Source organism: Natronococcus sp. CG52 (assembly GCF_023913515.1).
Lineage (GTDB): Archaea > Halobacteriota > Halobacteria > Halobacteriales > Natrialbaceae > Natronococcus > Natronococcus zhouii.
In genome coordinates this window covers 138,875-162,584 of sequence record NZ_CP099392.1, presented here as the reverse complement: position 1 = coordinate 162,584, position 23,710 = coordinate 138,875, and the positions used below count along the sequence as shown (strand labels likewise).

The 23,710-nt window shown below is 59.9% G+C and carries 19 protein-coding genes and 3 pseudogenes; 12 read left to right on the top strand and 10 right to left on the bottom strand.

Annotated elements, in window-relative coordinates; all coding sequences use genetic code 11:
• Nucleotide 1: 1 nt before the first annotated feature.
• Nucleotides 2-1,078, top strand: coding sequence for a lysylphosphatidylglycerol synthase transmembrane domain-containing protein (locus tag NED97_RS20425; protein ID WP_252490920.1), 1,077 nt, complete (start codon nt 2-4; stop codon nt 1,076-1,078).
• Here the strand turns inward: NED97_RS20425 and NED97_RS20420 are convergent.
• Nucleotides 1,038-1,475: an ArsR family transcriptional regulator gene (locus tag NED97_RS20420; protein WP_252490919.1), complete on the bottom strand. Its 438-nt coding sequence runs from the start codon at nt 1,473-1,475 to the stop codon at nt 1,038-1,040. The two genes, NED97_RS20425 and NED97_RS20420, sit on opposite strands and share 41 nt — an antisense overlap.
• A gap of 126 nt (nt 1,476-1,601) precedes the next feature.
• Here NED97_RS20420 and NED97_RS20415 point away from each other — a divergent pair, with 126 nt between their 5' ends.
• Nucleotides 1,602-2,201: an aminopeptidase gene (locus tag NED97_RS20415; RefSeq protein WP_252490918.1), complete on the top strand. Its 600-nt coding sequence runs from the start codon at nt 1,602-1,604 to the stop codon at nt 2,199-2,201.
• 114 nt (nt 2,202-2,315) lie between these two features.
• Here NED97_RS20415 and NED97_RS20410 read toward each other — a convergent pair whose 3' ends face one another.
• Nucleotides 2,316-2,528 (bottom strand): hypothetical protein, encoded by a 213-nt coding sequence (locus tag NED97_RS20410; protein ID WP_252490917.1) that lies wholly within the window; start codon nt 2,526-2,528, stop codon nt 2,316-2,318.
• A 741-nt stretch (nt 2,529-3,269) separates the two neighbouring features.
• On the opposite strand from NED97_RS20410, the gene NED97_RS20405 reads away from it, so the two are divergent.
• Nucleotides 3,270-4,040, top strand: coding sequence for a CHRD domain-containing protein (locus NED97_RS20405; RefSeq protein ID WP_252490916.1), 771 nt, complete (start codon nt 3,270-3,272; stop codon nt 4,038-4,040).
• A 145-nt stretch (nt 4,041-4,185) separates the two neighbouring features.
• Here the strand turns inward: NED97_RS20405 and NED97_RS20400 are convergent, their stop codons facing one another.
• Complete coding sequence (locus NED97_RS20400) at nt 4,186-5,052, bottom strand: DMT family transporter (protein WP_252490915.1); 867 nt, start codon at nt 5,050-5,052, stop codon at nt 4,186-4,188.
• 190 nt (nt 5,053-5,242) lie between these two features.
• On the opposite strand from NED97_RS20400, the gene pdhA reads away from it, so the two are divergent.
• Both pdhA and NED97_RS20390 read left to right on the top strand, forming a co-directional pair.
• A complete protein-coding gene (pdhA, locus tag NED97_RS20395; protein WP_252490914.1) occupies nt 5,243-6,316 on the top strand; it encodes a pyruvate dehydrogenase (acetyl-transferring) E1 component subunit alpha in 1,074 nt (357 codons plus the stop codon).
• Complete coding sequence (locus NED97_RS20390) at nt 6,309-7,277, top strand: alpha-ketoacid dehydrogenase subunit beta (protein WP_252490913.1); 969 nt, start codon at nt 6,309-6,311, stop codon at nt 7,275-7,277. Before pdhA ends, NED97_RS20390 begins: the two co-directional genes overlap by 8 nt.
• 177 nt (nt 7,278-7,454) lie before the next feature.
• Here the strand turns inward: NED97_RS20390 and NED97_RS20385 are convergent.
• Nucleotides 7,455-7,775: pseudogene (locus NED97_RS20385) on the bottom strand (PD-(D/E)XK nuclease family protein); the annotation flags it as partial.
• A 571-nt stretch (nt 7,776-8,346) separates the two neighbouring features.
• Between NED97_RS20385 and NED97_RS20380 the strand changes: the two are divergent.
• Complete coding sequence (locus NED97_RS20380) at nt 8,347-8,817, top strand: nucleoside deaminase (protein ID WP_252490912.1); 471 nt, start codon at nt 8,347-8,349, stop codon at nt 8,815-8,817.
• A gap of 172 nt (nt 8,818-8,989) precedes the next feature.
• Here the strand turns inward: NED97_RS20380 and NED97_RS20375 are convergent, their stop codons facing one another.
• The gene (locus NED97_RS20375) at nt 8,990-9,769 is read right to left on the bottom strand and encodes an HpcH/HpaI aldolase family protein (RefSeq protein ID WP_252490911.1); all 780 of its coding nucleotides are present in this window, start codon (nt 9,767-9,769) and stop codon (nt 8,990-8,992) included.
• Nucleotides 9,770-9,886: 117 nt separating this feature from the next.
• Here NED97_RS20375 and NED97_RS20370 point away from each other — a divergent pair, with 117 nt between their 5' ends.
• On the top strand, nt 9,887-10,228 hold the full coding sequence (locus NED97_RS20370; RefSeq protein ID WP_252490910.1) for a hypothetical protein: 342 nt from the start codon (nt 9,887-9,889) through the stop codon (nt 10,226-10,228).
• An 867-nt stretch (nt 10,229-11,095) separates the two neighbouring features.
• A protein-coding gene (locus NED97_RS20365; RefSeq protein ID WP_252490909.1) for an IS630 family transposase occupies nt 11,096-12,096 on the top strand; the annotation gives its coding sequence in 2 pieces (ribosomal slippage) (nt 11,096-11,585 and nt 11,585-12,096; 1,002 coding nt in all).
• An 8-nt stretch (nt 12,097-12,104) separates the two neighbouring features.
• On the opposite strand, the pseudogene NED97_RS20360 reads toward NED97_RS20365, so the two are convergent.
• Nucleotides 12,105-12,230 (bottom strand): annotated as a pseudogene (locus NED97_RS20360) (IS1595 family transposase); the annotation flags it as partial.
• A gap of 289 nt (nt 12,231-12,519) precedes the next feature.
• Nucleotides 12,520-15,720: a hypothetical protein gene (locus tag NED97_RS20355; RefSeq protein ID WP_252490908.1), complete on the bottom strand. Its 3,201-nt coding sequence runs from the start codon at nt 15,718-15,720 to the stop codon at nt 12,520-12,522.
• Nucleotides 15,721-16,418: 698 nt separating this feature from the next.
• Between NED97_RS20355 and NED97_RS20350 the strand changes: the two genes are divergently transcribed.
• Nucleotides 16,419-17,192 (top strand): hypothetical protein, encoded by a 774-nt coding sequence (locus tag NED97_RS20350; RefSeq protein WP_252490907.1) that lies wholly within the window; start codon nt 16,419-16,421, stop codon nt 17,190-17,192.
• Nucleotides 17,193-17,572: 380 nt separating this feature from the next.
• A complete protein-coding gene (locus tag NED97_RS20345; protein WP_252490906.1) occupies nt 17,573-18,817 on the top strand; it encodes an outer membrane protein assembly factor BamB family protein in 1,245 nt (414 codons plus the stop codon).
• Between the two features lie 220 nt (nt 18,818-19,037).
• Here NED97_RS20345 and NED97_RS23370 read toward each other — a convergent pair.
• Nucleotides 19,038-19,474: pseudogene (locus NED97_RS23370) on the bottom strand (IS6 family transposase); the annotation flags it as partial.
• Nucleotides 19,475-19,614: 140 nt separating this feature from the next.
• On the opposite strand from NED97_RS23370, the gene NED97_RS20340 reads away from it, so the two are divergent.
• Complete coding sequence (locus tag NED97_RS20340) at nt 19,615-20,781, top strand: PQQ-dependent sugar dehydrogenase (RefSeq protein WP_252490905.1); 1,167 nt, start codon at nt 19,615-19,617, stop codon at nt 20,779-20,781.
• 15 nt (nt 20,782-20,796) lie between these two features.
• On the opposite strand, the gene NED97_RS20335 is transcribed toward NED97_RS20340, so the two are convergent.
• Both NED97_RS20335 and NED97_RS20330 read right to left on the bottom strand, forming a co-directional pair.
• A complete protein-coding gene (locus tag NED97_RS20335) occupies nt 20,797-21,456 on the bottom strand; it encodes a helix-turn-helix domain-containing protein (RefSeq protein ID WP_252490904.1) in 660 nt (219 codons plus the stop codon).
• 230 nt (nt 21,457-21,686) lie between these two features.
• Entirely contained in the window at nt 21,687-22,289 is a 603-nt protein-coding gene (locus tag NED97_RS20330; RefSeq protein ID WP_382207790.1) for an ABC transporter permease, read from the bottom strand.
• 189 nt (nt 22,290-22,478) lie between these two features.
• Between NED97_RS20330 and NED97_RS20325 the strand changes: the two genes are divergently transcribed.
• Nucleotides 22,479-23,708 carry a glycosyltransferase gene (locus tag NED97_RS20325; protein WP_252490903.1) on the top strand — a complete coding sequence of 410 codons (1,230 nt, stop codon included), beginning with the start codon at nt 22,479-22,481 and terminating at the stop codon, nt 23,706-23,708.
• Nucleotides 23,709-23,710 lie beyond the last annotated feature (2 nt).

The window sequence follows — 23,710 nt, the reverse complement described above, 5'->3', positions numbered from 1 at the left end:
GATGACTTCCGCTCGTCGTCTGCAAGCAGCCAGCGGTTGGCTGATTATCACTAGGCACCCACATACTCGTTTCACGCGTACCGCTACCCGCCGAAATCGCGTTGAATACAACGCACCGATCCAGAGGAGATCTATTAGCCGTCATGGAAACCTGCTGTTTGGAGACCTGCTCTTCGCGAACAGCGTCGCTCCATCGACGTATCTCGGTGGCGAACCGCTCGCAGCGTACTTACTGACACGCCACACCGGAAGCGACTACGAAACGAGTTTCGCGACGGTCTCGAGCGTCGACCTGCTCAACTACGCCCCGATGTTGCCGCTGGCGGGGGTCGGGCTGGTGTACTTCGCGGTGACGGCCACCCTCGGTCGACCGACCGAACTCGTACTGCTGGCCGTGCTCGCCGTCTTCGGAGCGCTCGTGGTGAGCGTCTTTCACGGGTGGCGATACCGGCGGCAACTCGTGGACGGTGCGGCCGGGGTCCTCGGCGGCATCTCGGTGCGGATAAGCGCCATCGTACCCGGAGTTCGTGCGGTTTCACCGATAACGTTACACCGTCGCTTCGAACTGTTCGTCGACGAGGTCGAACGAGTAACCGAGGATCAACGCAACCTGAGACGCGCACTACTCTACTCGACGAGCGGCTGGCTGTGTCTCTCGCTCGCGCTCTGGCTCGCCGCGTACGCCGTCGGCTACGGGATTCCGCCGGAAGCCGCCCTGTTCATCGTTCCACTCGGTGCGATAACGAATATTCTGCCGCTTCCGGGAGGGCTGGGAAACGTCGAATCCGTATTCATCCTGTTGCTCATCGCGACGGCGGGCGTTCCCGCCGTCGAGGCGACGGCCGTAACCCTTCTCTACCGCGCGGCGACCTACTGGCTCCCGTTGCTGTTCGGCGCCGGATCGGCCACGGTTTCGCACTTCGCTCGAGGAGACCGTCGACGCCGTCCGAACTTTCGAGCAAGAGAGTGGCCATCGAGTTCCTGCGAGAGGGCCGTCAGAAGGGGAAACGAGAGTGGAGGGAAAGTCTTCGAGAAACTCAGTCGGCAGTCGGGCGGGGCATCTCCTCGACGTCCTTGATTTCGCCGGTCCGCTGGACGCGGGCGTACTGACGCCGCCACGCCTCCCGGGGGAACAGGTCGTTCCGATCGAACAACTCGCGGGCTGCATCGCTCAGCCGATAGAACTTGTACGGGTAGCCTCGAATCCGATTCCCTGTCTCTACCACGAGTTCCTCGACGACGGCGACCTCCCGCAGGATGGTGAGGTGACGGCGGATCGCGTCCGCCTCGAGGCTCGGATTCATGTAGTCCAGTTCCGTCACGCTGGGCGCGCCTTTCGGGTGACCCACGATGTCGGCGATCAGGTTCGCTCGAGTCCTGTCGGTCGACTTCTGGAGCGCCGTCCACGAATCGAACGCGTCGGGGTCACCCTGCCCCCCGCCGCCGGCGTTCGTCGACTGCGTCTTCGGGTGCATACGAGGGGATACGCGGGCAATCACCATAAACACTCGGTCGATAGAATCAATCGATGGCACGACTATTTCGTTGAATGATTCCACAATCAATACCTCTATTAGTGGTGGGACTTATCAGATACGGGTATGAAAGGCGGCGACGACGGAGTCGACGAAGGGTCGTATATCGACGGTGTCGATCCGGAACGGTTGAACGAGGAGGAGCGGCTCAATCCGACTCCCGAACAGCACGAGCGGCTGAAGAACGGGCTACACGGCGAGCTATTTACTGATATTCGGCGGGCTGATCGGCGGTACCTGGTCATCGGCCGCGGCTCGGGTGCGCCGGGGGAACGGCGTCAGAAGGTCTGTGATCTCCTCGACGAGCGCAGGGCGGCGATCGCGTTTCGACTCGAGGATTTCGGCTTCACCGGCGACGAACTGGATCTGTGGGCCCCCGCGTTCGACATCCTCTCCGAGATGTCGTCGTCCATCGTGGGCGTCCTCGAGGACTACGACGGCGGCCACGTCTGGGAACTCGGCTATCTCTACCACTACCAGACGGCCGTTCGGAACGCGTTCTGGATGCTGAAGCGCATCTACGAGAGCGACGAAGAGATGCGCGAGCGCTACGACAACGGGATGGCAGCCTCTCACCTGGCTGCGCTCGAGGCGGCGGTCAGCGAACGGGTCATCACGTGGAAACAGCCCGACGATCTCCCGGAAGCGGTGGAGTCGGTCCCGTGAAGAATCCCTTTCGTCAAACGGAACGCGTTGTTCGATCGTGGTTCTAGATCCGAGTGGACAATTCGATACGTAGAGATACAAACGTAACGCCGTCACGTTTATCAGCTATCGACATCACTCGGGGGGCTGGAGCCAATCGGTTGCGGGGGCCCATAAAACGACGACATTGATGGCCATCGGAATCACCTTCGTGGCTCCGAAAAATCCCGCCATCAAGACGAGCGACAGGATGACCCCGCCCCCAGCCAGTATCCTCCACCAGCCGAACGGAACCCAGATCTCTACTACCGCGAGGGCAGCACAGAAAAAGAGGGTTGCCGCGATCATTGCGAGAAATAATCCGATAAACGGCAAGTCTGACGACACCGTAAGCTGGCCCAACAGCCCACTGTCGCCATCGCTCCAGGGCCAGACCCACCTCAAGAGGCCGCCAAACTCTTGTTGGGCTTCTCTGTCCAGCGGAACAAGATACGAAGCCGCAAAGTGAGCCTGTAGTATTAGAAGAGCTGAAAACAACCATTTCGCTATCGTCGTAACGTCTGTAGGCCATTCTCCGATAAAATCCTACCTGCGCGGTACAGCAGTATCGCCGTATAAACAGATCACACAACCCCTGGTTCACGTTGATGAAGAAATGACAGCGTTAGGTTCGCAGGTTTCCCAAATACTCGCTTAGCATGGGTCACCCGGAACGAACGAAGTCAGGCTGCTGCACTCATCCTCTGTATTCAGCGGGCCACTTTGGACAGTAGTTCTATAATTCAATCGAGATATGCTGAATAGAAGGCGCGGACGCAGCACGGTCTGTCCTCCCACCGAAAACGCGCCAGACCGTTCAGTGCAGGATATACAAACGATGGTTTCCAGCTGTCAGCGATCAGGGTGGCCGATTCAGAACGACACGGATCGAGAATCATAATCAATACTGATTGTTGGGTTGGTGTTCGCCAACTTATTGCTATTCGCGACTGGTCATGATACGTTATTGTTCCACGATCCTCCTACGAAGACTAACCCGTTCTCCGGCCAAATACGGGTAGAACACGGATCACCGTGTTCTGATTAACGATGAAACGACGTGAGTTACTCCAATTGGGGGCGGGCGCGCTGGCGCTCACACAAGTACCGGTAGCGTTCGCACAGGACGACGAGAATTTCGACGCAGCCGCGCTGTTCAGCGCAGGCGCGATGACCGGTGACCAACAGGAACCGCCGCTCGAAAGTGACGGTGTCGGCACCGCTGTTTTCAGCCTTTCACAGGACGAAACCAAACTTCACTACGTACTGCTCGTTACGGAACTCGAGGAGATTACCCAGGCCCACATCCACGCCGGTAAACGTGAAGGGTCCGGCGATGTCGTCGCGTTTCTGTTTGGGCAGCGAGACGAGAGCGGAGAATTCACTGGGGAAATCGAAGGTGGAGTTACCTTCAACGGAGTTCTCGCGAACGGCACGATCACAGAAGATGCCCTTCTCGGCCCGTTCAAGGATGAATCGTTCCAGACACTCGTGGACGCCATTCGAGACGAGGAGACGTACGCGAACGTACACACTGTCGAACATCCTGATGGCGAAATCCGGGGCCAACTGCTCGAAGTCCAAGATATCGAAGTCCAGTTCGACGGGATGGGTGATGTCTGGCATGAGGATGGACAGCTTCACACGAGACCCGACTCCGGTCTGATGATCCGCGAGAACGACGAGATTATTCACCACCACTATCCAGGAATCGACGAGAACGATGATCGTGGTCGTGGACCGAATGATGCACGGGGGCGTGGACGAGACGATCACCACAGACGCCGAAGAAGCGACGACAGTGCTGATGAAGAAGAGTAAGACGAGGGAACCATCCGCGTGGTGAGAATCCGTGCGAAAGCATATCGAGGAGTGCGTCCAGGTCGCCTGGGACGACGAAGTGATCGATCGGGAATGGGAGAGTTGCTACGTCGACTCCTCGTAGACGAGCGTCAGAAAGCGCCCGTCAGGCGTCTTCACGCTGAATGAGGATAACACCAGTGACGACGAGGGTGCCGCCGACGATCGTCACGATCGTAACCGGCTCTCCGAGTACGAGCGCGCCCAGTGCGACCGTGACACCGGGTTCGGCGGTGCTGATGATGCTCGCTCGACTCGCCCCGATCTTCGCGATGCCGGCGAAAAAGGTGAGCACCGGGACCACCGTCGCGAAAATCGCGATGGCGAGCGCGACCCCCCAGGCGGTTGCACTGCCGGGCATCGCGAGCGCGTTCGTTCCGGCGCCGAACCCGACGAAGGTCACGGCCGCAGCGGGCAGCACGAACGCCGTCAGTATCTCGGCGTCGACCGTCGTGAGCGCCCGCTGGCTCACGACGATGTACAGCGAGTAGGCGAGTGCCGCACCGAGAACGATCGCAACGCCTCGAGGGTCGACACCCGCCGGATCCGCGCCGGTGATGAGCGCGACGCCGCCGATCGACAGGCCGAGCGCGAGCAACACGACCGTCGTCACCCGGTCCGGGTTCGTGATCGCGACGATGCAGACGACGAACGCCGGATAGGTGTAGAGGACGATCGCAACCATTCCGGCGGTCATGAACTCGAGTCCCAGGAAGTAGAGGCCGCTCTGCGTGGCGTAGCCGATCCCGCCGAGCGCGAGTGCGATCGCGAGCGGCCGGCCGAGGAGAACGCGAAACCGTCCTCGCAGCCAGAGGAACGTCCAGACGACGACCGTCGCGAGGCTGAATCGCAGCGCGAGAACCGTCGGGATCGAGAGTCCCTCCTCGGCGGCGAGAATGCCGAAGATACCGAGCGTGCCGAACCCGATCGCGGAGGTCAGCACGAGCGCGATCCCGACCGTTTCGTCGTCCATAGTGTGTGGCTGTCACAAACCCTGAAAAGTTCTCTGTCTCGACGTACCGGCTGCACCGAACGTATCAGTCACGGTGTCCGGGCTGCTCGATCGGCGGGAGGTCGCCGGAACAGTCGCGTTCACAGCGGTGGCGTGTATCACCGTCGCATACTGGGCGACGCATTAAGCCTCCTCGACAAGTACCAACGGTATGCCCGAAGAGGAGCGCGCTCAGTTCACTATCAGATCGGTACAGGTACTATCCGAGGACGAGTCGGTCGACGAGGAGTTGGTCCCCTCGCTGAGCGACGAGCAGTTACTGGAACTGTACGAGCAGATGAAGCGGTCGCGCCGACTCGACGAACGCGCCGTTTCGCTGCAGCGTCGCGGTGAACTCGGGACGTACGCACCCGCGATCGGTCAGGAGGCGGCACAGATCGGAAGCGCGTTCGCCATGGCCGAGGACGACTGGATCGTCCCCTCGTTCCGCGAACAGCCCGCGCTCCTGACCCGCGGGACGCCGCCCCACAGGATTCTCCAGTACGCGTTGGGAATGGAGGAGGGGGCCGAGATTCCGGGCGGCGAGGGGGCGCTGCCGCCGGCGATTCCCGTCGGGAGCCAGCCGTTGCACGCCGTCGGCGTCGGCTGGGGTGAAGCGCTGCAGGGCCGATCGAACGTCGCGGTCACCTACTTCGGCGACGGTGCGACTAGCGAGGGGGACGTATACGAGGCGCTCAACATCGCCGGCGTCTACGACGCCCAGACGGTGTTCGTCTGTCAGAACAACCGGTACGCCATCTCCACGCGACTCGAGAAACAGACCGACGCCGAGACCCTCGCCCAGAAGGCAATCGCAGCGGGTATCGAGGGGATTCAGGTTGACGGCAACGACGTACTGGGCGTCTACCGGGTCGTCCAAGACGCCATCGAGAGCGCTCGGAACGGGAACCCGGTGATGGTCGAGGCGCTCACCTACCGGCGCTCGATGCACACGACCTCCGACGACCCCTCCGTCTACCGCGAGTCCGAGGAAGAAACGGAGTGGGAGGCCCGCGATCCGATCGTCCGCTTCCAGGTGTACCTCGAGAATCGGGGACTCCTCGACGAGGAGACGAAGGCGACTATCGATGATCGAGTCGAATCCGAGATCGCCGAGGCGATCGACCTGGCGAAGGAGGGCCGCGAGGAGATCGATCCGGCGGACATGTTCCGGCACGTGTACGCGGAGATGCCGCCCGAACTCGAGCGCCAGTACGAGGCCTTCGGAGGTGAGGTCGATGGGTGAACGCCTCCGAATGATCGAGGCCGTTCGGGAGACGCTCCGCGAGGAACTCGAGCGCGACGACGGCGTCGTCGTCTACGGAGAGGACGTCGCCCGCGCCGGCGGGGTGTTCCGGGCGACCGAGGGGCTGGCCGACGACTATCCGGACCGAGTGTTCGACGCGCCCGTCGCGGAAGCGGGCATCGTCGGCGTCGGCGTCGGACTCGCGGCCACCGGAATGCGACCCGTCCCGGAGATCCAGTTCCAGAGCTTCCTCTACCAGGGGTTCCACCAGCTCGCCCAGCACGTCGCGCGGATCCGGAGTCGCACTCGAGGAACGATCAGCTGTCCCATGACGATCCGAATGCCGTACGGCGGCGGCATCCACGCCCTGGAGCTTCACTCCGAGAGCTTCGAGGCCGGGTTCGCGCACATTCCCGGCCTGCAGGTCGTCTTCCCCTCCTCGCCGGCCGAGACGAAGGGGCTGCTCACGTCGGCCATCCGCAGCCCGGATCCGGTCGTCTTCATGGAGCCGACGCGGCTGTACCGCTCGTTCCGCGAGGAGGTTCCCGACGACCACGAGATCCCGCTCGGCGAGGCGCGCGTGGCCGAAGCCGGCGACGACGTCACGGTGATCGCCTGGGGGTCGATGCTCCGCGAGACGCTCGACGCCGTCGAGGAGATCGACGCGAGCGTCGAGGTGGTCGATCCGCGAACGCTCTACCCGCTAGATACGGAGACGATCACCGACTCGGTGAAGAAGACGGGTCGGTGCGTCGTCGTCCACGAGGCGCCCCAAACCGGCGGCATGGCCGGCGAGATCACGTCTCGAGTCAACGAGGAAGCGTTCCTCTACCTCGAGGCCCCCGTCGAGCGGGTGACCGGCTACGACGTGCCCGTTCCGCTGTTCGCCCGCGAGGACGCCTACGTGCCCGACGCGGACCGCATCGAAACGGGGATTCGCAACGCCCTCGAGTTCAGCTGAGCCCGCCCTCTCCGATCTCGATTCGATCGATGATCACTCGAGTGCTGTGAGCATCGACCGGAGTTCGGCTTCGATCTCACTGATCCGTTCAGCACTCCACTCGACGGACTCTTCGACGACGGCGGCGGTAAACCGGAGCGACGCGCGGACGCCACGACCGGAATCGTGCCGCAGGAGGGCACGCGCGTTCTCGTTGTTTTCTGTCGTCTCATCGAGAGCGTATTCTGCGAGTCGCCGATTCACTGTTCCAGGGAGTGATTCTACCGGGCCAGCAAGCTTCTCGTACCACTCTCGAACAACGGCATCGAGCGTCTCGGCGCGGAATCGAAGTGGCTCGTTCGATTCAGCCTACGCGTTTGCAACGTGGCTGCGCCGACCGTCGTTACGCGTCAGGTAGAGAACGCTTCCGATGGAATCCTCGGCGATCCGATCGGCCGTCTGGAAGGCCCGCGTTTCCAAGCGTTGATGTCGAGGACCAATGAGAAGCGTCGTGTCCATCGAACATTCGCTACAATGAGAGGGACGTTACTTCAGTTTAGTCACTGGCAGGGCGTAGGCGAGCTCGGGTTTGGGTTGGTGTGCAACCGTAGAACGAAGCGAAAGTGTGCGGAAGTTCGTACCCCCGCATCGTTCGGGTCCGTTGCACGTGAGAGTAGCTACTGGCTCAGCGGTCCGTCGGTGGGATCCGAATCGAGTTCGTCCACTATCTCAACGATAGTAGCCACCGACAGTCAGTGCACACTCGATCGCACTGTCCGCGGTTCTCGCTTGCTTCGCTCGCTCCGACCCGCGCTCCCGTCTGCGATCGGTGTGGAAACCGTTCCAGTTGTTACTATAGCCCGTGGGTGTCTACGGACACCTACGATCGGCAGTGCCGGTGCAATTTCTTCTAACAGACAGTCATAGCGGAAAACAGCCCGCTGGGCTGACGTCGCTGCTCGTCCGACGAACCGAAGCAATCGAGACTCGAAAAGCGTTCGCGACTCGGACGAACCGCGATCCGTAACTCGCTGAGAATCCACCGGGGCAACTTATCTCGCTTCTCGCCGCTCGTACAGACACGATCAACATGAATCCCGACGATTTCGATCACGATTCGCACATGCGAAGGGCCTTCGAACTCGCTCGCGAGGCCGCTGACCGGGGTGATCGACCGTTCGGCAGCGTGCTCGTTCGCGACGACGCAGTCGTTCTGGCTGACTCGAACCGCGTCGTCACGGAGAACGATATCCGTCGACACCCAGAACTCCACCTCGCGTACCGTGCGTGTCGAAAACTCGATCCCGACGACCGTTCGGAAACGATCATGTACACGAGTACGGAGCCGTGTCCGATGTGTGCTGGCGGTATGGTACGGGCCGGATTCGACCGGGTCGTGTACAGCGTCGGCGGAGACGAGATTACAGAGTTCACGGGTAGTGGCCCGTCCGTCCGATCAGCGACGATCCTCGATGGGATTACCGCTGTCGTCGGCCCCGTCCTGAACGAGGAAGGACGGCGGATCCACGAAGAGTTTGACTGGTCAGGTACTCCCGATTGAGCTGATCGCCGTTCTGTTTCACGTCGATCCGCGCCGGTAAACTTCCGGGTGCCGTCGCTGTACCGGATACGCTCGCCCTCGAGTTCTGGGAGGTGTGCCTCGACCATGCAAGAACGACGCCGTCGGCGACTGTAGTCGTTCGATGGCTCCGTTGCACTCCTAACACCGCGGTTCAGCTTGAATCGGAGCTCCCTGTCAGTTCCTCGAACTCCGTTCGTGCGGCATCGCTGCCGTCGGCGAGGTAGAACATGTCCGCACCGACGATCACGAAATCGACGCCGGCGTCGACCCAGCGCCGAATTCCCTCACGGTCGGTTGCGAGCATTCCGACGGGCTTGCCAGCACCACGAGCCGATTCCAGCACCGACTGCAGTGTCGACCGGAATCGCTCGTGTTCCCACTCGCCGAAGACGTCCATCGACGCCGAGAGATCTCCGTGGCCGACGATGATCGCGTCCACGCCGTCGACGGAGACGATCTCCTCGGCGTTCTCGGCGCCGCGTTCGGTCTCTATCTGTACGACGGTCGTTAGCTCCTCGTTCGCGCGATCGAAGTACTCGTCGAACGTCCGCCCGTAGTCGGAGGCTCGGGCCGGAGCGGCTCCGCGGACACCTTCGGGCGGGTATCGCATCGCTTCGACGGCCCGCTCTGCCTGTTCGGGGGTTTCGATCATCGGAATCATCAGCCCCGCTACCCCCAGATCGAGAACGCGCTTTATCCGAGTGCGGTCGTTCCAGGGGACACGAACGAGCGGTGCAACGTCCTCGTCGAGCGCGTCGACCGCTCGAAGGACGTTTTCCAGAGACTCGAGACCCGTGGCCGTGTGTTCGGTGTCGATGATCACGAAATCGAACCCACGAGCGCAGATCTCCGCGACTGTCGGGTGCCCGATAGAGATCCAGTTACCGACCGCGTGTTCTCCCGGTTTCAGTTGCCGTAGTCCGTCTTCCATACCTCACACTCGCACGTTTCGCATATCAACCTTGAGCGTCTCCGCGGAGATTCGACCGCACCGTCAGCGAGCGGACCGGGCAGTACAGCCAAGTCACCGGCCCGTCAACCTCCGGGTATGCCCCCGGATTCAAACCGTTCCGAGGAACCCGACCTGATCGAGACGAATCCGACGGACACGCTCGACCTCGAGTATCCGGAGGAGATCCAGTTCGGCGTCACGCGCGGCGAGAGCGATCTCGAGATCGGCCCGCCGCGGGACTATCCCGATAGAGCGGACGTTTCGGTCCGCCCAGCGGACGAGCGCGTGGTGCTGAGCGTCGACGCGATGGCGGGTGACCACGGGACGGGCCACGTCGATGCGACGCTGACGCCCGAAGAGGCCCGCCAGCTGTCGGAGCGGCTCGCCGAGACAGCCCGCTGGATGACCGAGATCGGCACCGAGGAGGACACCGGCTGACGCCAGTCCGGTCCGAAAACCACGGCTGATTCGCCGGCAGCCAACACGCCGCGGCTCGGTACACCCGCCGACCGCGATCGTCGACGACGAAACAGCAAGCCCAACATCTACGCAGAAAACTCGCATGTATATGGTATGGTTAGAATTTCCACAGTCGTTATCGTTCTCGCTGTAATCCTTGCAATCGGTCTCATACCTATCCCGATTGTCCCAGGTATTGGGCTGCTCGTTGGTATCACGGGCATCGTAATCGGGATCGTCCTCCGATTGCTCGGTCTGTAGACCCCCTTCAACGAACGAGAAGCGAGTAGCCAAGGCGTGTTTCGGGCGGCGCCCACCACGACTCGAGGCCGTGTTCGTGCAGTGGGGCGCTGGATAGCGACAGGGTAACCGGAACTCGAGATGCGAACTGGTGTTGTTCCCACTCCAGATGAGACGTTCTGTCTCCGAGGAGAGATTCTGGCCACTTAATTCTCGAACGACTCTGTTCCCGTCTCGAGACGCTAGCTGCGATCGTTGACGAGACACTCGAGTTCGCCGTTGGCCCGATTTAGAGGAGTCGTGACTACGACGCGTCTAAGAACATCGGAAGCGACTCTCAGCTTTACCAGCGGGCAAACGTCCCGCTGGGTCGGACGACGGTCATCTCGTCCTGGAGAACGGGACCCTGAACCGGAACGACGATTACCTCTACGAGGCACTGTCTAGTTTAGCACCTCCTCAGCTGGCGTCTTTCCGTCGAGCGATTGATGCGGTCTCTGACGGTTGTAGTAATCGGCCCTGTCGGAAGGTGCGTCCACAATCCTTACAGCGAGACTCGTATAGTAACCGTTAGAACTTTCTACTCAGGTATTGTTGTTGAACGCAGTGGACCATCTCGACGAAATATCTGTCGAGGAATTACAAGATGCCCTCGGCAACGTGGAAGGAAAAAAGCCCACACAACGGCTCTTAGCTGCAATAGCGTACAAAAACGGCGTCACGCAGACTGAACTAGCCGAGTGGTACGGCGTTCAGCGACGGACGATCTATAGTTGGCTCAAGCGACTCGACACCGACGAGTCGCTTGAGCAGGCCGTTACTGATGCTCATCGGTCCGGAAGAAAGCGAAAGCTCTCAGAAAAGGAGCAACAAGAGTTCGAAGAAACTGTCCACGAATCTCCTGAGAAAGTTGGGGTTGACGCGCCGGCGTGGACGACGGCGCTCGTCCAGCGGTATCTTGACGAGACATACGATGTCGAATACTCGGTCCCGAGTTGCCGGCGGTTGTTGAAAGAAGCGGGATTGAGCTATCAAAAGCCACGCCGTACAGCCGCCGAGTCTGATGCTGACGAGCGAGAAACGTTCCGCGAGGAACCCAAAAAAAGCGGCGGGAAATGGACGCCACAATAGTGTGTGTCGATCAAACCAAGAAATCCGTGCAAGTCGAGCCGCGTGCCGCGTGGTTTCCTCGCGGCACGCGCCCATCTGTCGACTTATCCGGGCAACGCGACCGGACGTGTCTGTTGGGCGCGATCACCGAGGACGGTGATCGCACTTTCGCTCGGTTCGAAGAGTACGTTACCGCCGATCACGCCAAGCAATTCGTTCTATCATTATGTAGTAAATTCGAAGAGGACTTGATCGTGATTCCGGACGGAGCGCCGTACTTTCAGGCGTCGGCCGTCACGGATCTAGCGGCCCGTGACGACCTTGAGTTCATCACGTTACCAGCAAATTCTCCAGAACTGAATCCGGTCGAAGAGTGCTGGAGACAGCTTCGAACGGCTCTTAACAACCGGTTCTTCGACTCACTTGCCGAGTTAACAACGGCGATCGATACCGCTCTTGAACAACTCTCAGTTCCAAAAGTGAGCAATTATTTCTAGCATCCACTATAGCTGCCGGACTTGGTCACTGATTCAGACCGGCAGCGCGGGCACTGGAGGCCATCGCGCCAGCGAACCTGCCCCGGCAGGTTCGCGGCGCTCGTCTCTGAGCGAAACACTTCGAATGGGAATATAGTCGGGTGACGCTCATGCGACACCCTGCCCGCTACGCTTACAGCGACAGCTCTCCCTGACCATCAATCTACTTCCGAAAGGCGAAACTCGACAAATCCAGTCGCTACAACCGGCGAGACGGTCGATTTTTGGCATAGGCCAAAGCGTCTTGCAAAATTCACGTCGTAGCTCGAACCAGCTGAAACTATCGTCAGCCGGACGCAAAACGAAGCAATTCGAGACGAAAGCATCCGCAGTGCATCGGGTAGCCACCTGAAGAAAGAAACAGCGCAGTAGAGCTACTCGTGCCTATTGGAAGTTGACGTCCTCGAGCACTGGCTCTTCGGTACCGCCTAACGCCGGGCGATTCTCGACGGAGATCACGCCGGACCGGAGCGTTACATCCGGTCGTCGCACAACAACGCTCGGACCGATGCTGGCCGTAGTGATATCGTCGATTACGAAGTCTTCGATTAGAAGACCTTGGAGATCTGTGAAAGATGCCCGTGTACATCGCACCGTGGTGGCGGCAGCAGTAGGACCACAAAATACGCTGAGGTTCCTAATGTGGCCTCCATCGGCTTCGCTATTGACCCTCACCAGGTCGTTTTGAGCATCAGTCCCGTCGATCTCGATTCGCTCGGCTACTGGCTGGCCGCCGTTGAACCAAAGTCCGCATCCAGCATATTTCCGGTTCGACATGTCATCGAAGATTATTTTACAATCGCGAGCCTCGTCTGCCACTCCGAGCCGGATGCCGCTGCTTCCATTGTTGATCGCTGTCGACCGATCCAAAATGTTTTCGCCGGGACTGTTTTTCAGGTAGTACGCGCTAACGACGAAATCTTCGACGTGGCACTGTTGCCAGACGTTAATCCCCTCGTGTGGTGGATCGGCGCTGAATCCGATCGTGTGGTTCCCGAGCATTGGTACATTGGGATTCTCGATCTCGCCGTCTGTGGCGGTTACGTTGCGAATCACCGAGGTCGCATTTTCGTCCCGAGTATTGATCAAGAACGTATATCGGTTGCCGGAATACGGTCCGTGGAGAGTGCGCTGACCGACGAGATTGACGTTGTCTATCAGACAGCGACCGGCGTGAACAATCATCAGCCCGGCGTCCCGCTCGAGCTCGTCGCTGATATCGACGTCGAGATTCTGGATGACGACGTGCTGGGGCGGAGTGTTACTCCCCCACCTGCCGAACTGAAACGCGAGGCTCACGTCGTGATTCCGAATCTCGAGCGTCGCCCGTGGATCGCCCCTGATTGCGAGGAATTCGATCGGATCAGTGAGTACGAAGTTTGTATTCCATTTGTACGACCCTCTCGGGAGGACGATCTCGTGGTTGACCTCCTCCTGGCTCTCGAGGTAGTCGAGCAACTCCGCAGACAGGTCTCCGTTCTCGTCGATCGATGGATGTTCAGCGACGTCGACGGTGGTGACATCGAGCGAACGATTCCTGAGTGACGCCAGTAATCCACGGTTCGTAGAAGCCGTCCTGATACGGTCGATACAGTAGCGGTAGTTACTGGACTGGAGGTCTCCGCCGTAAATACCGTGAGTGGCCTCCAAGGAATCACCTTCGAGCGGATAGTCGACCGCGGCTCGACCCCGAGTGTAGCTCTGCTCGTCCGCATCACAGAGAACCCGGTAGACCTCGCCGCCCTCGAGTGCGATATCGAACTCGAACGTCTCGCCGGCCTCGACGGAATCGATCGCCTGCTGGTCGAGGACGGTTCCCGAGTCGTCGGTTAGATACGCCATCGTGACCCCGTCGGTCATTGCAGAGAGACGGCATTCTATATCGGTTATATCTTCGGTCGCACGAATGCGGATGCCGGATCGACCGGTCAGTCCGCTCCAGGATTGGGCTAACTCGTCGCTCTCGAGATCGAGTGTACCGACCCTGCTTTCCACGTTGTTAGCGGGTCTCATCCGATCGAAACAGTACCGGTAGCTGCTCGACTGACTATCATCACTGTAGACGCCGTGGGTAGCCACCAGGGAGTCGCTCTCGAGCGGGTAGTCGACCGCGGCTCGACCACGGACGTAATCGCGACCGCGGGCATCGCACAGAACCCGGTAGGCGGTGTCGGCTTCGAGCTCGCTTTCGAACGCGAACGTCTCGCCGGCTTCGAGCGCTGCGATCGTTTGGCGTTCTATGACGACTCCCGCATCGGTGGTCAGATAGGCCGTTGCGACTCTTTCCGTCTGCGCCGAGAGGCGACACTCAAGGCCGTCAACGTCCTCAGTCGTCTCGATTCGAACCCCGGATTGACCGGTCAGCCCGGCCCAGGATTGGCCCTGGTCGTCGGTCCCGAGCACGAGCGTCGTGCCGATCTCGAGAGTCGCGTCGGCCGGCTGAATCCGATCGATACAGTACCGGTAGTCGTTTGACCGTGCCCCGCTGCCAGTGTAGATGCCGTGAGTGGCTACCAAAACGTCGCTCTCGATCGGGTAGTCGACCGCGGCTCGGCCCCGCCTGTAACTTTGGCCATCGGCGTCACACAGGACCCAGTACGTCTCGTCAGCTTCGAGTGCAGTGTCGAACGTGAACGTCTGGCCAGATTCGAGACCGCCGATCGCCTGTTGCTCGAGGACGGATCCCGAGTCGTCGGTCAGGTGTGCCGTCGTGACTCCGTCGGTCTCCGCCGAGAGGCGGCACTCCAGGCCAGTGATCTCGTCGGTTGCCTGGATCCGAACTCCAGATCGATTTCGCTGACCGAACTGCGCCTGGTCGTCGTTCTCGAGATCGAGCGAGACACCGATCTCGTTTCGTATACCGCCCGGCGTGATTTGATCGATGCAGTACCGGTAGCTGTTCGATCGCGCACCATTGCCAGTGTAGATGCCGCGGGTCGCCACCAGCGACTCCCCTTCGATCGGGTAGTCGACCGCAGCTCGTCCCCGGGTGTACGTACGCCCGCTGGCATCACAGAGAATCCAGTAGGCGGTGTCGGCTTCGAGCTCGCTTTCGAACGCGAACCTCTCGCCGGGTGCGAGCGTTGCGGTCGTTTGGCGTTCCAAAACCGTTCCCGCATCGGTGACCAGATACGCCGTTATAATACCGACTGTCTCTCTCGAAATACGACATGCCAGGCCGTCGATAGTCTCGGTCGTCTCGATACGAATTCCGGAGCGATTCCGCTGGCCAGGCTGAGCGAGGTCGTCATCCCCAAGATCGAGCGTACCACCAATTTCACTGCGCGTGCCGACTGGTGTGATACGATCGATACAGTACCGGTAGCTGTTCGATCGCGTACCATTGCCGGTGTAGACGCCGTGGGTGGCGATTAGGGAGTCGCCCTCGATCGGGTAGTCGACCGCGGCTCGTCCCCGGGTGTAGCTTTGGCCATCGGCATCGCACAAGACCAGGTAGGTTTCGTTGGCACTGAGCTCGGTGTCAAACGAGAACGTCTGGCCAGATTCGAGACCGCCGATCGCCTGTTGCTCGAGGACGGTTCCCGAATCGTCGGTCAGGTGTGCCGTCGTGACCCCGTCGGTCATTGCAGAGAGACGGCACTTCAGGCCAGCAACGTCGGTGGTTACCCGGATGCGAATCCCGGACCGATTCCGCTGATTGAGTTGAGCCTGGTCATCGCTCCCGAGATCGAGCGTCTCTTCGCGTGGACTGTTCAAATTGAGTATTCTATTCGCCGTACTGTCGTTGGTCCCGAAGACCCTCGTTTCTGGGCTAGGCGTCATGGTTGTGAGTGTATTGCTGGATTACCGCCGGATCGGATGGTATGACCGCGCGGCTGCCAGTTTGACACGTTAATTTCAATGTATAATGGCAGTATTTCATTAGTATTGATATACTAGAACATAATAGGGTGTAATTGAATGAATTTAGAAGTCGTCCCATTATTGTCATCGATCAAATTTTCCGTTGAAGCTAAGAAATTGTGTAGTAGGCACCCTTTATTTGGCGAGATCCCGTTCCCGGAGGCAGGATTCTGGCTCGACTTTCGTATCACCGACACCGGACAAAAACGGATCCTCGCTCGGGCGGGTAATCGGTATTCGATCGATCAGAGTCTATATCTTCTCAATATCCACCAGTGAACGCGTTTCCGCCACCTCAGATTCCGATGAGTCAATCCGTTAGAACAGATCCGATCACAGATGAATCCCCAATCGACGATTGTCTATGGCCGTTGGTGATATTGTATAAGTTTATTAATAGAGGTAGCTTACTGTGAGTAATGAATAGAAGATATTTCACGAAATTAACTGGTTCCTCGCTGATCGCTATCTTTGTAGGATGTACTTCGTTCGGCACCGACTCTGATAGCCAAGATTCAGAGACGAGTGACGAAGACAACGAGGACTCTCTCACCGATGGAGAGACGACAGACGAGGACGAAACCGACGACGAGGAGGCGAACAACGAATCCGACGACTGGGACGATCCAGACGAAGAGGAGGCGGACAACGAATCCGGAAACGAGACGGACGACGCTGAGGAGACGAGTGATGAGCCTAACGAAGGAGCCGCGGATGACGAGGAGGCCGGTGATGAGACTGACGACGAAGAGACGGACAACGACGAGACGAGAGATGACACCGACGACTCGGCCGACGCGGACCAAGAGGAAGAGGACGGCGAAACCGACGATGAGGACCAGGATGAGCACGAAAACAATGAGGCTAACGACCCACCGGAGAACGACGAGATGGAGGCAACGGTTACTATGGACGATGAGCTAGAAGGAGTGCTCGAAATCATCGATCACGAGTTCATCTGGGAGTCCTATCCCGGCTCGCACCTCTGTAACATTCGGGTCGAGTTGCGGAACACGTCGGATACTGAGATCTGGTTTGAGGGAATCGGAATGACAACCGACGACGATGGGAATTCCCTCGGTGGCGACATCGCCCAGTTCGGACTCGACCCGGAAGAGACGATGTCCTACATCTTCTCCATGGACAGGTGCGCCGACGCGACCGGCTACCAACTCGAGTTCGAGGCGCACTAGCCTTCCGAGGCGTCTTGAATCTCTACGTGACGGTGACTCCCGAGTGGGCCCGTCCGAACGTCCTTCGATCGTCCGCGACCGTAGAATCGACATTTTCGAGACCACCGTCGCAATGCCCGCAGTTCGACGATTTCTCGCCGATCGTCCCCTTCTGATTTCCCCAGGTACGGAGTCCGACGGCCGTTTTTCTGTCCACCACCGGCGATCAGCCTATACGGAACCCTCCCGAAACGTTTTCTTGGCTGAAAATGACGGAATGTCAACTATAGTTAGTCATATCAATTTTGATTTTTATATTTCCTCTACATCAATTGTTCTAAGAATGTAACTATTACGTTAGATGCTGAATGAATATATGTGATTCGATCCTCGAAGGGAGTATGGCAGATTGGCAACGGCGGTCGGTACTGAGAACAGGTACAGCGCTTCTGGCTGGTGGATTGCTTTCGTCGAGCGGAACTGCAGACGACTTGATCAACGAGGATCAGGCATCGCTCGAAGAACCCACCGGCTGGTCATCGTACGGAGGAAACGCAGGAAACACACGATACGTTCCGTCCGCGGACGATCTTGAGGAACCGGAGACGATCGCCTGGCAGTACGACGAGACCGGAGCAGCCGCGGTCGTCGACGGAACGGTGTACCTCCAGACGGACGGCGAGATCCTCCAGAATGACGGCGAGATCCACGCCCTCGATGCAGACGATGGATGCTTGCTGTGGACGACTGGCAATATTCAGGGCCTGACGACGCCAGCGGTTGCCGATGAGGCGGTCTTTGTGACCGGCGATCAACTGACGGCGATCGAGGCTGACAGCGGTGACATCCGTTGGTGCAACACGTTCGGTGACAACGCGGTGAGTTCGGCACCAGTCGTCGCTTTTGAGACCGTCTACGTCGTCGTCAACGGGACGCTCTACGCGTTCGATACCGCCGACGGTTCGTGCTGCTGGAAGCGCGACTCGGTCAGCGTAACGTACGAACTACCTCATAATGACAGTCCGAGTCAGACCTCCTACATTTTCAACACGCGATATGACTCGATCGCTGCGACGGATGGAGCGGTCTGGGCGCTGCTCGATGATCGAGCAAGTGAAGGGTCCATCAACACGGACGCGGTAGCCGCGTTCGATCCGAGAACCGGTGAGACGCAGTGGTCGGCTCACCTGAAGCCGGGGTACTACGCTAGAGGGCTGACCGTAACCGAAGACACGCTGTTCATCGAAAACGAGACCGAAAGGGGGGTGATGATTTTCGACCGTGCCGAAGAGGAACACGGCGACTTCATTCCGGATGCGTTGGCGACCGCCACCGCCAACGGACGGACGGTAACCCGCGGACGGGATGGCCTCGCGATGTACAACTCTCGTTCCAGCTGGTCGAAAGACGGGATGCATCGGTATGGACGGCCGACGATCGCTGACGAGACCGTTGTCGTCGCTCACAGCGTAAACGGATCGCGGGTCACCGACGAAATTATCGGATTCGACCTCGAGAGTGGATCCGAGCGATGGCGGTTTACGTTCGACGATGCGCAATGGAGCGACGGGTTCAGCGTTGATTGTTTCGTTGCTGGCGAGACGGTGTACATCAACAGGAACGACGGTCTGACTGCTCTCCGGTGAGGGGTGCCTGTCTTGACGAGCGAGCCCAAGCCGAGCAAGCAGGGCGAGGTAATTCACTCACCCATCCGTCTTTAGATAAGCGAAGAACCGTATGGATCTGCTCGTCCGTCGAACGGCACGCCGGGTCTGACTTTTCGGGAGCCATTCGTCTGCTAATTCAGCGATATCCATTCGCCGTTCGAATGCGCGGTATTTCTCTTACAACTGATTCTCCAAATGGTCTGAAATGGAGCCCAGTTCGGTGCAGTACAGCCGTTAGATACTGTCCATGATCGACGAGGATACGGTGTCTCCGATGTCATTTCTCATAAATCTCCCGGAGAAACGTCTGTATCAATGCTATTGTAGTCGTCGAGAGCAGCAGGATATGCGGCAGTGTGTTTGTTTCGGGATCGATCGCATCCTACAGTCACTACTGCTGGTCGTCGATCCGAATCACGGTCTCGTCGAGCGCAGCGTGATGCGACGAAGCCCCGTCGGCGGGCTGTAGATCGTATTTGTGAACTCAACCGTGGACTGCTTTTCGTGAGCGTTCGATACCGAAATTCTATATTTTTCGAACGGTATTCGAAAGCGATAGTCCAGCAAGAGGAAGTCGAATACCGAGCTCCACCAGCCGACGTGGTGTCCGCTCGCGCTCCACAAATTCAAGTCGATCCAGCCGCTTCAACCACTGAAGGAGTCAATTTCTGCTATAGGCAACCAGAAATCGTGCCGTCCCGCTTTTCGCGCTTAACTAAACACGACCGATTAGTGTCGGAGAAAGCTTTTACTCGTGTATATCCCCATATCGTTCCGTGAAGCGACGCACGGTTCTCTCGAGTTCCGGGGGTATCCTCTCGACAGTCGTCGCCGGCTGCACCGGTGTCCTCGACGGAAGAGCGAGTCCCGACGGTTTCGAAATCGAAACGGTAATCGAGGGTCTCGAGCACCCCTGGGGGATGGCGTTTCTCCCGGACGACGGTCGGCTGCTCGTCACCGAGCGTGCGGGTCAGCTTCGCCTCATCGACCCGAACGACGGGACCGACGAAGAACTCGAGGGGGCGCCGGACGTGTACGCGGAAGGCCAGGGTGGCCTGCTCGACGTCGCGCTCCATCCCGACTTCCCGGACGAGCCGTGGCTCTACCTGACGTACTCGACGGCGAACGGTGACGGGGAGTCGACCACGGTTCTCGGCCGGGGCCGATTCGATACCGAGGAGGCACGGCTCGAAGACGTCGAAGCGCTGTACGCGGCCGAACCGTTCGTCGACTCGGACGCCCACTACGGTTCCCGAGTCGTCTTCGGAGACGACGGCATGGTCTACGTCACCGTCGGCGACCGTGCGTCCAAGGATTTCGGCCCCGACCACGTCTCTCAGGACGTGACCAACGATCTCGGCACGACGCTGCGGCTCGAGCCGGACGGCTCGATCCCCGCGGACAACCCGTTCGTCGACGAGGACGATGCGAGGGACGCTATCTTCAGCTACGGCCACCGGAACGTCCAGAGCGTGACGGTCCACCCCGAAACGGGCGAGCTCTGGCAGGGCGAACACGGCGAGGAGGACGGCGACGAGATCAACGTCGTCGAGTCGGGCGGTAACTACGGCTGGCCCGTCGCGGGCTACGGCTGCGAGTACGGAACGGACGAGCCGATCGGCGACGAACCGCACGAACGCGAGGACGTCGTCGATCCGGTCTACCACTGGGAGTGCAACTCCGGCGGCTTTCCGCCCGCCGGGGCGACCTTCTACGACGGCGACGCCGTTCCGGAGTGGGAGGGCGACCTGTTCGTCGGTACCCTGGCCGGAGAGTACCTCGGCCGATTCACCGTCGACGGAACTGACGTCGAGGAAGCCGACTCGCTGCTGGACGACCGGGGATGGCGAATCCGCGACGTCGAGGTCGAACCCGAGACAGGGAATCTGTACGTCGTCGTGGACGACGAAGACGCCCCCGTCGTCCGTCTGACACCCGAGTGAACACCGCCGATACAATCAGTTTTCGAACAGTGATTCCGCCTGGACGGTAGCGAGGCCGTCGACGAACTGTTTGACGATCACCTCTTCCGCGCGGTGAAGCGTCTCGCTACACGTCGACTTCGCGATACCGAGGTGGTCCGCGAGTTCGGTCAACGAACACCGCCGCGGCGTGTCGTAGTACCCCTGGTCGACGGCGGCAACGACGAGTTCCTGCTGGCGCTTGGAGAGGAGTTGATTATCGTGAAGCCGTTCCCGCAGGGACTCGATACGGTACTGGAGTCCGAACTGGGAGAGCTGTTCGACGAACTGGGAGAGGTGTTTACGAGAGCCCGTCGCCTCGATCGTCGCCTCCCCGTCCCGGATTTCGACCGGGTGTTCGATCGGCGTGCTCGAGTCTCGCGACGAAAAGAGCAGCAGCGGCATCGTCGTCTCGAAGTGGACCGTCGCCTCCTCGTCGCTTCGCTGAACGAGCGACAGGTCGACGATCTGTGAGTGATCGTCCATCTCCTCGAGGACGGCCGAGACGTCCGGATCGGTGATGCGAACCAGCGCGAATCCGGACTCGGTGCCGGGAACGGCGGCGATGACGTGAAACGTCGCCTCGGGATGAGCGGTCGATACCTGTTGGATCCACACGTCCTCGGGAAGCGCGACCGCGAGCGTTGCCTGCGCCATACGAACACGTTCGCCCGGAACGCATTAACTGATCAGCTCGAGCGCTCCCCGATAGGAATCAGCGAAAGCGTTTCAACGATTGAGAGCACCGCTCGGGTTTCCTCGGTAGTTCCGGGCCGCTATACTGGAGAAAGGAGGGTGGGAGCGCAACTCCTGAGTGCTTCGCCTTCGAACGGATCAACGACGGTGTAGCCGAGGAACGCTCGAAAGAGAGGTATTTCGCGGTCGGATCACGTCTCGATCGCGTCGAGGACGCCATCGTCCAACCGCTTCGCGCCGGTAAACACGCGGCGACTGATCAGGATCGTGTTCACTACGACCGTCAGCCCGCCGGCGGCGAAGATCATCAGCATGATCACGAACTGATACTGGGCCGCGTAGATCGGATTCGCTCCGGCGATGATCATCCCCGCCATCAGTCCGGGAATCTGGACGATACCCGGACTCTTGATGCTGTCGCGGACGCGGGCGCCGAGCGCGACGTTTCCTGCGACTGTGCCGCGACTGAGAGCGGCGTCCTGCGGGATCGGTCCGATCCGCCGGCGCAGGTTCTGCGGATCGATCTCCCGATAATCGGTGCCGTCGAGGAACACGGTGCCGTCGGCGGGTTCGTCCAGCCGATTGAGGTGTCGGAGGAACGCGGACTTCCCCGCACCTGACGGGCCGATGACGGCGACGACGTCGGACGTCCGGACGCGCAGAGAGACCGAATCGACGATCGACTCGCCGTCGACGACTCGGGTAAGAGAATCCGTCGATTTTCGATTCCATTCTGTCGTAGGTATGTCGTCGCGCGGCGAAGAGCGGTCGTGTTCGATCGGGGACCGAGCCAACTACCGACGGTAATCGTGACGCTGCGATGCTCGGAAACGAGTAGTGTAAAGTCATCGAAGGATGAAGATTCGGGAATCAGATTACTCGATTCGTGATTCCGCCCCGGGTGTTTATCTCCTTGAGTGTTCCAACATGGACGTAGGCGTACTCACTTCCGTCCCGTCACTGGAGATGGATTCGCCACCACTATGCGCTCACCAGTTCTCGAAGACCGATCGATAGCGGCGTACGACTCCGCAACGAGTCCCGGTCAGACTCAGCAACTCCGCACGCTCGCAGACGGCCTTGCGGACAGTCGAATACTCCACGTGAACTCGACGGCGACCGGCGGCGGTGTCGCCGAACTCCTCCAGTCGATCGTTCCGCTGTGTTCCGACCTCGGCGTCGACACTGATTGGCTCGTCATGGACGCCAACGAGGGCTTCTTCGAGATAACCAAGTCCCTTCACAACGGCCTCCAGGGGAAGGAGACGCCGCTGACGGACGAAATGAAGGCTACCTATCGCGACGTCGTCGAACGGAACGCGGGCGCGATCGACGACCAGTACGACGTCGTCGTATTGCACGATCCCCAAGCTCTCGGGATGGTCGAGACGCTCGCGGAAACGATGCCGAACGCTGCCGTCGTCTGGCGCTGTCACATCGACCTGAGCGACCCGTCTCACGAGCATCTCGCGTTCGTCTCCGACTACACCGAGCGCGTCGATCACGCGGTATTCAGCCGCTCGGCCTACGAGAGCGAGGTTTCCGTTCGCGATTCGAGCGTCGTCTATCCGTCGATCGATCCGCTCGCTCCGAAGAACCGCGACCTCGACGACGAGACGATCACGGCCGAGTGCGAGCAACTGCCGATCTCGTTCGACGCACCGCTCGTGGCCCACGTGTCCCGGTTCGATCCGTGGAAGGACCAGTTCGGCACGCTCGAGGCCTACCGACGGATCTCCGAGCGGATACCGGACCTCCAGCTAGCGCTGGTCGGCGGCATGGCCGCCGACGATCCGGAAGGGAGAGAGATCTACGACCGAGTCGCAGTCGAGGCGGCCGACGATCCGGACGTACACCTCCTGGCGGATCTCCCGAATACCACGATGAACGTTCTGCAGCGTCGATCGGACGTCGTCGTCCAGAAGTCGCTGCGAGAGGGGTTCGGCCTCGTCGTCGCCGAGGCGCTCTGGAAGCGGACGCCGGTCGTCGGTTCGAACGTCGGCGGCATTCCACTGCAGATCGTCGACGGAGAGAACGGCTACCTCGTGGAACCGGACAGCATCGAAGCGCTGGCGGAACGAACCGAAGCGCTGCTCGAGGACGAAGAACAACGGAAGTCGTTCGGCCAAAACGGGCGGGAACACGTTCGCGAGGGATTTCTACTTCCTCGGCAGGTTGCGGACTGGCTCGAGGTCTTCGTCGAGTTCGCCTGACT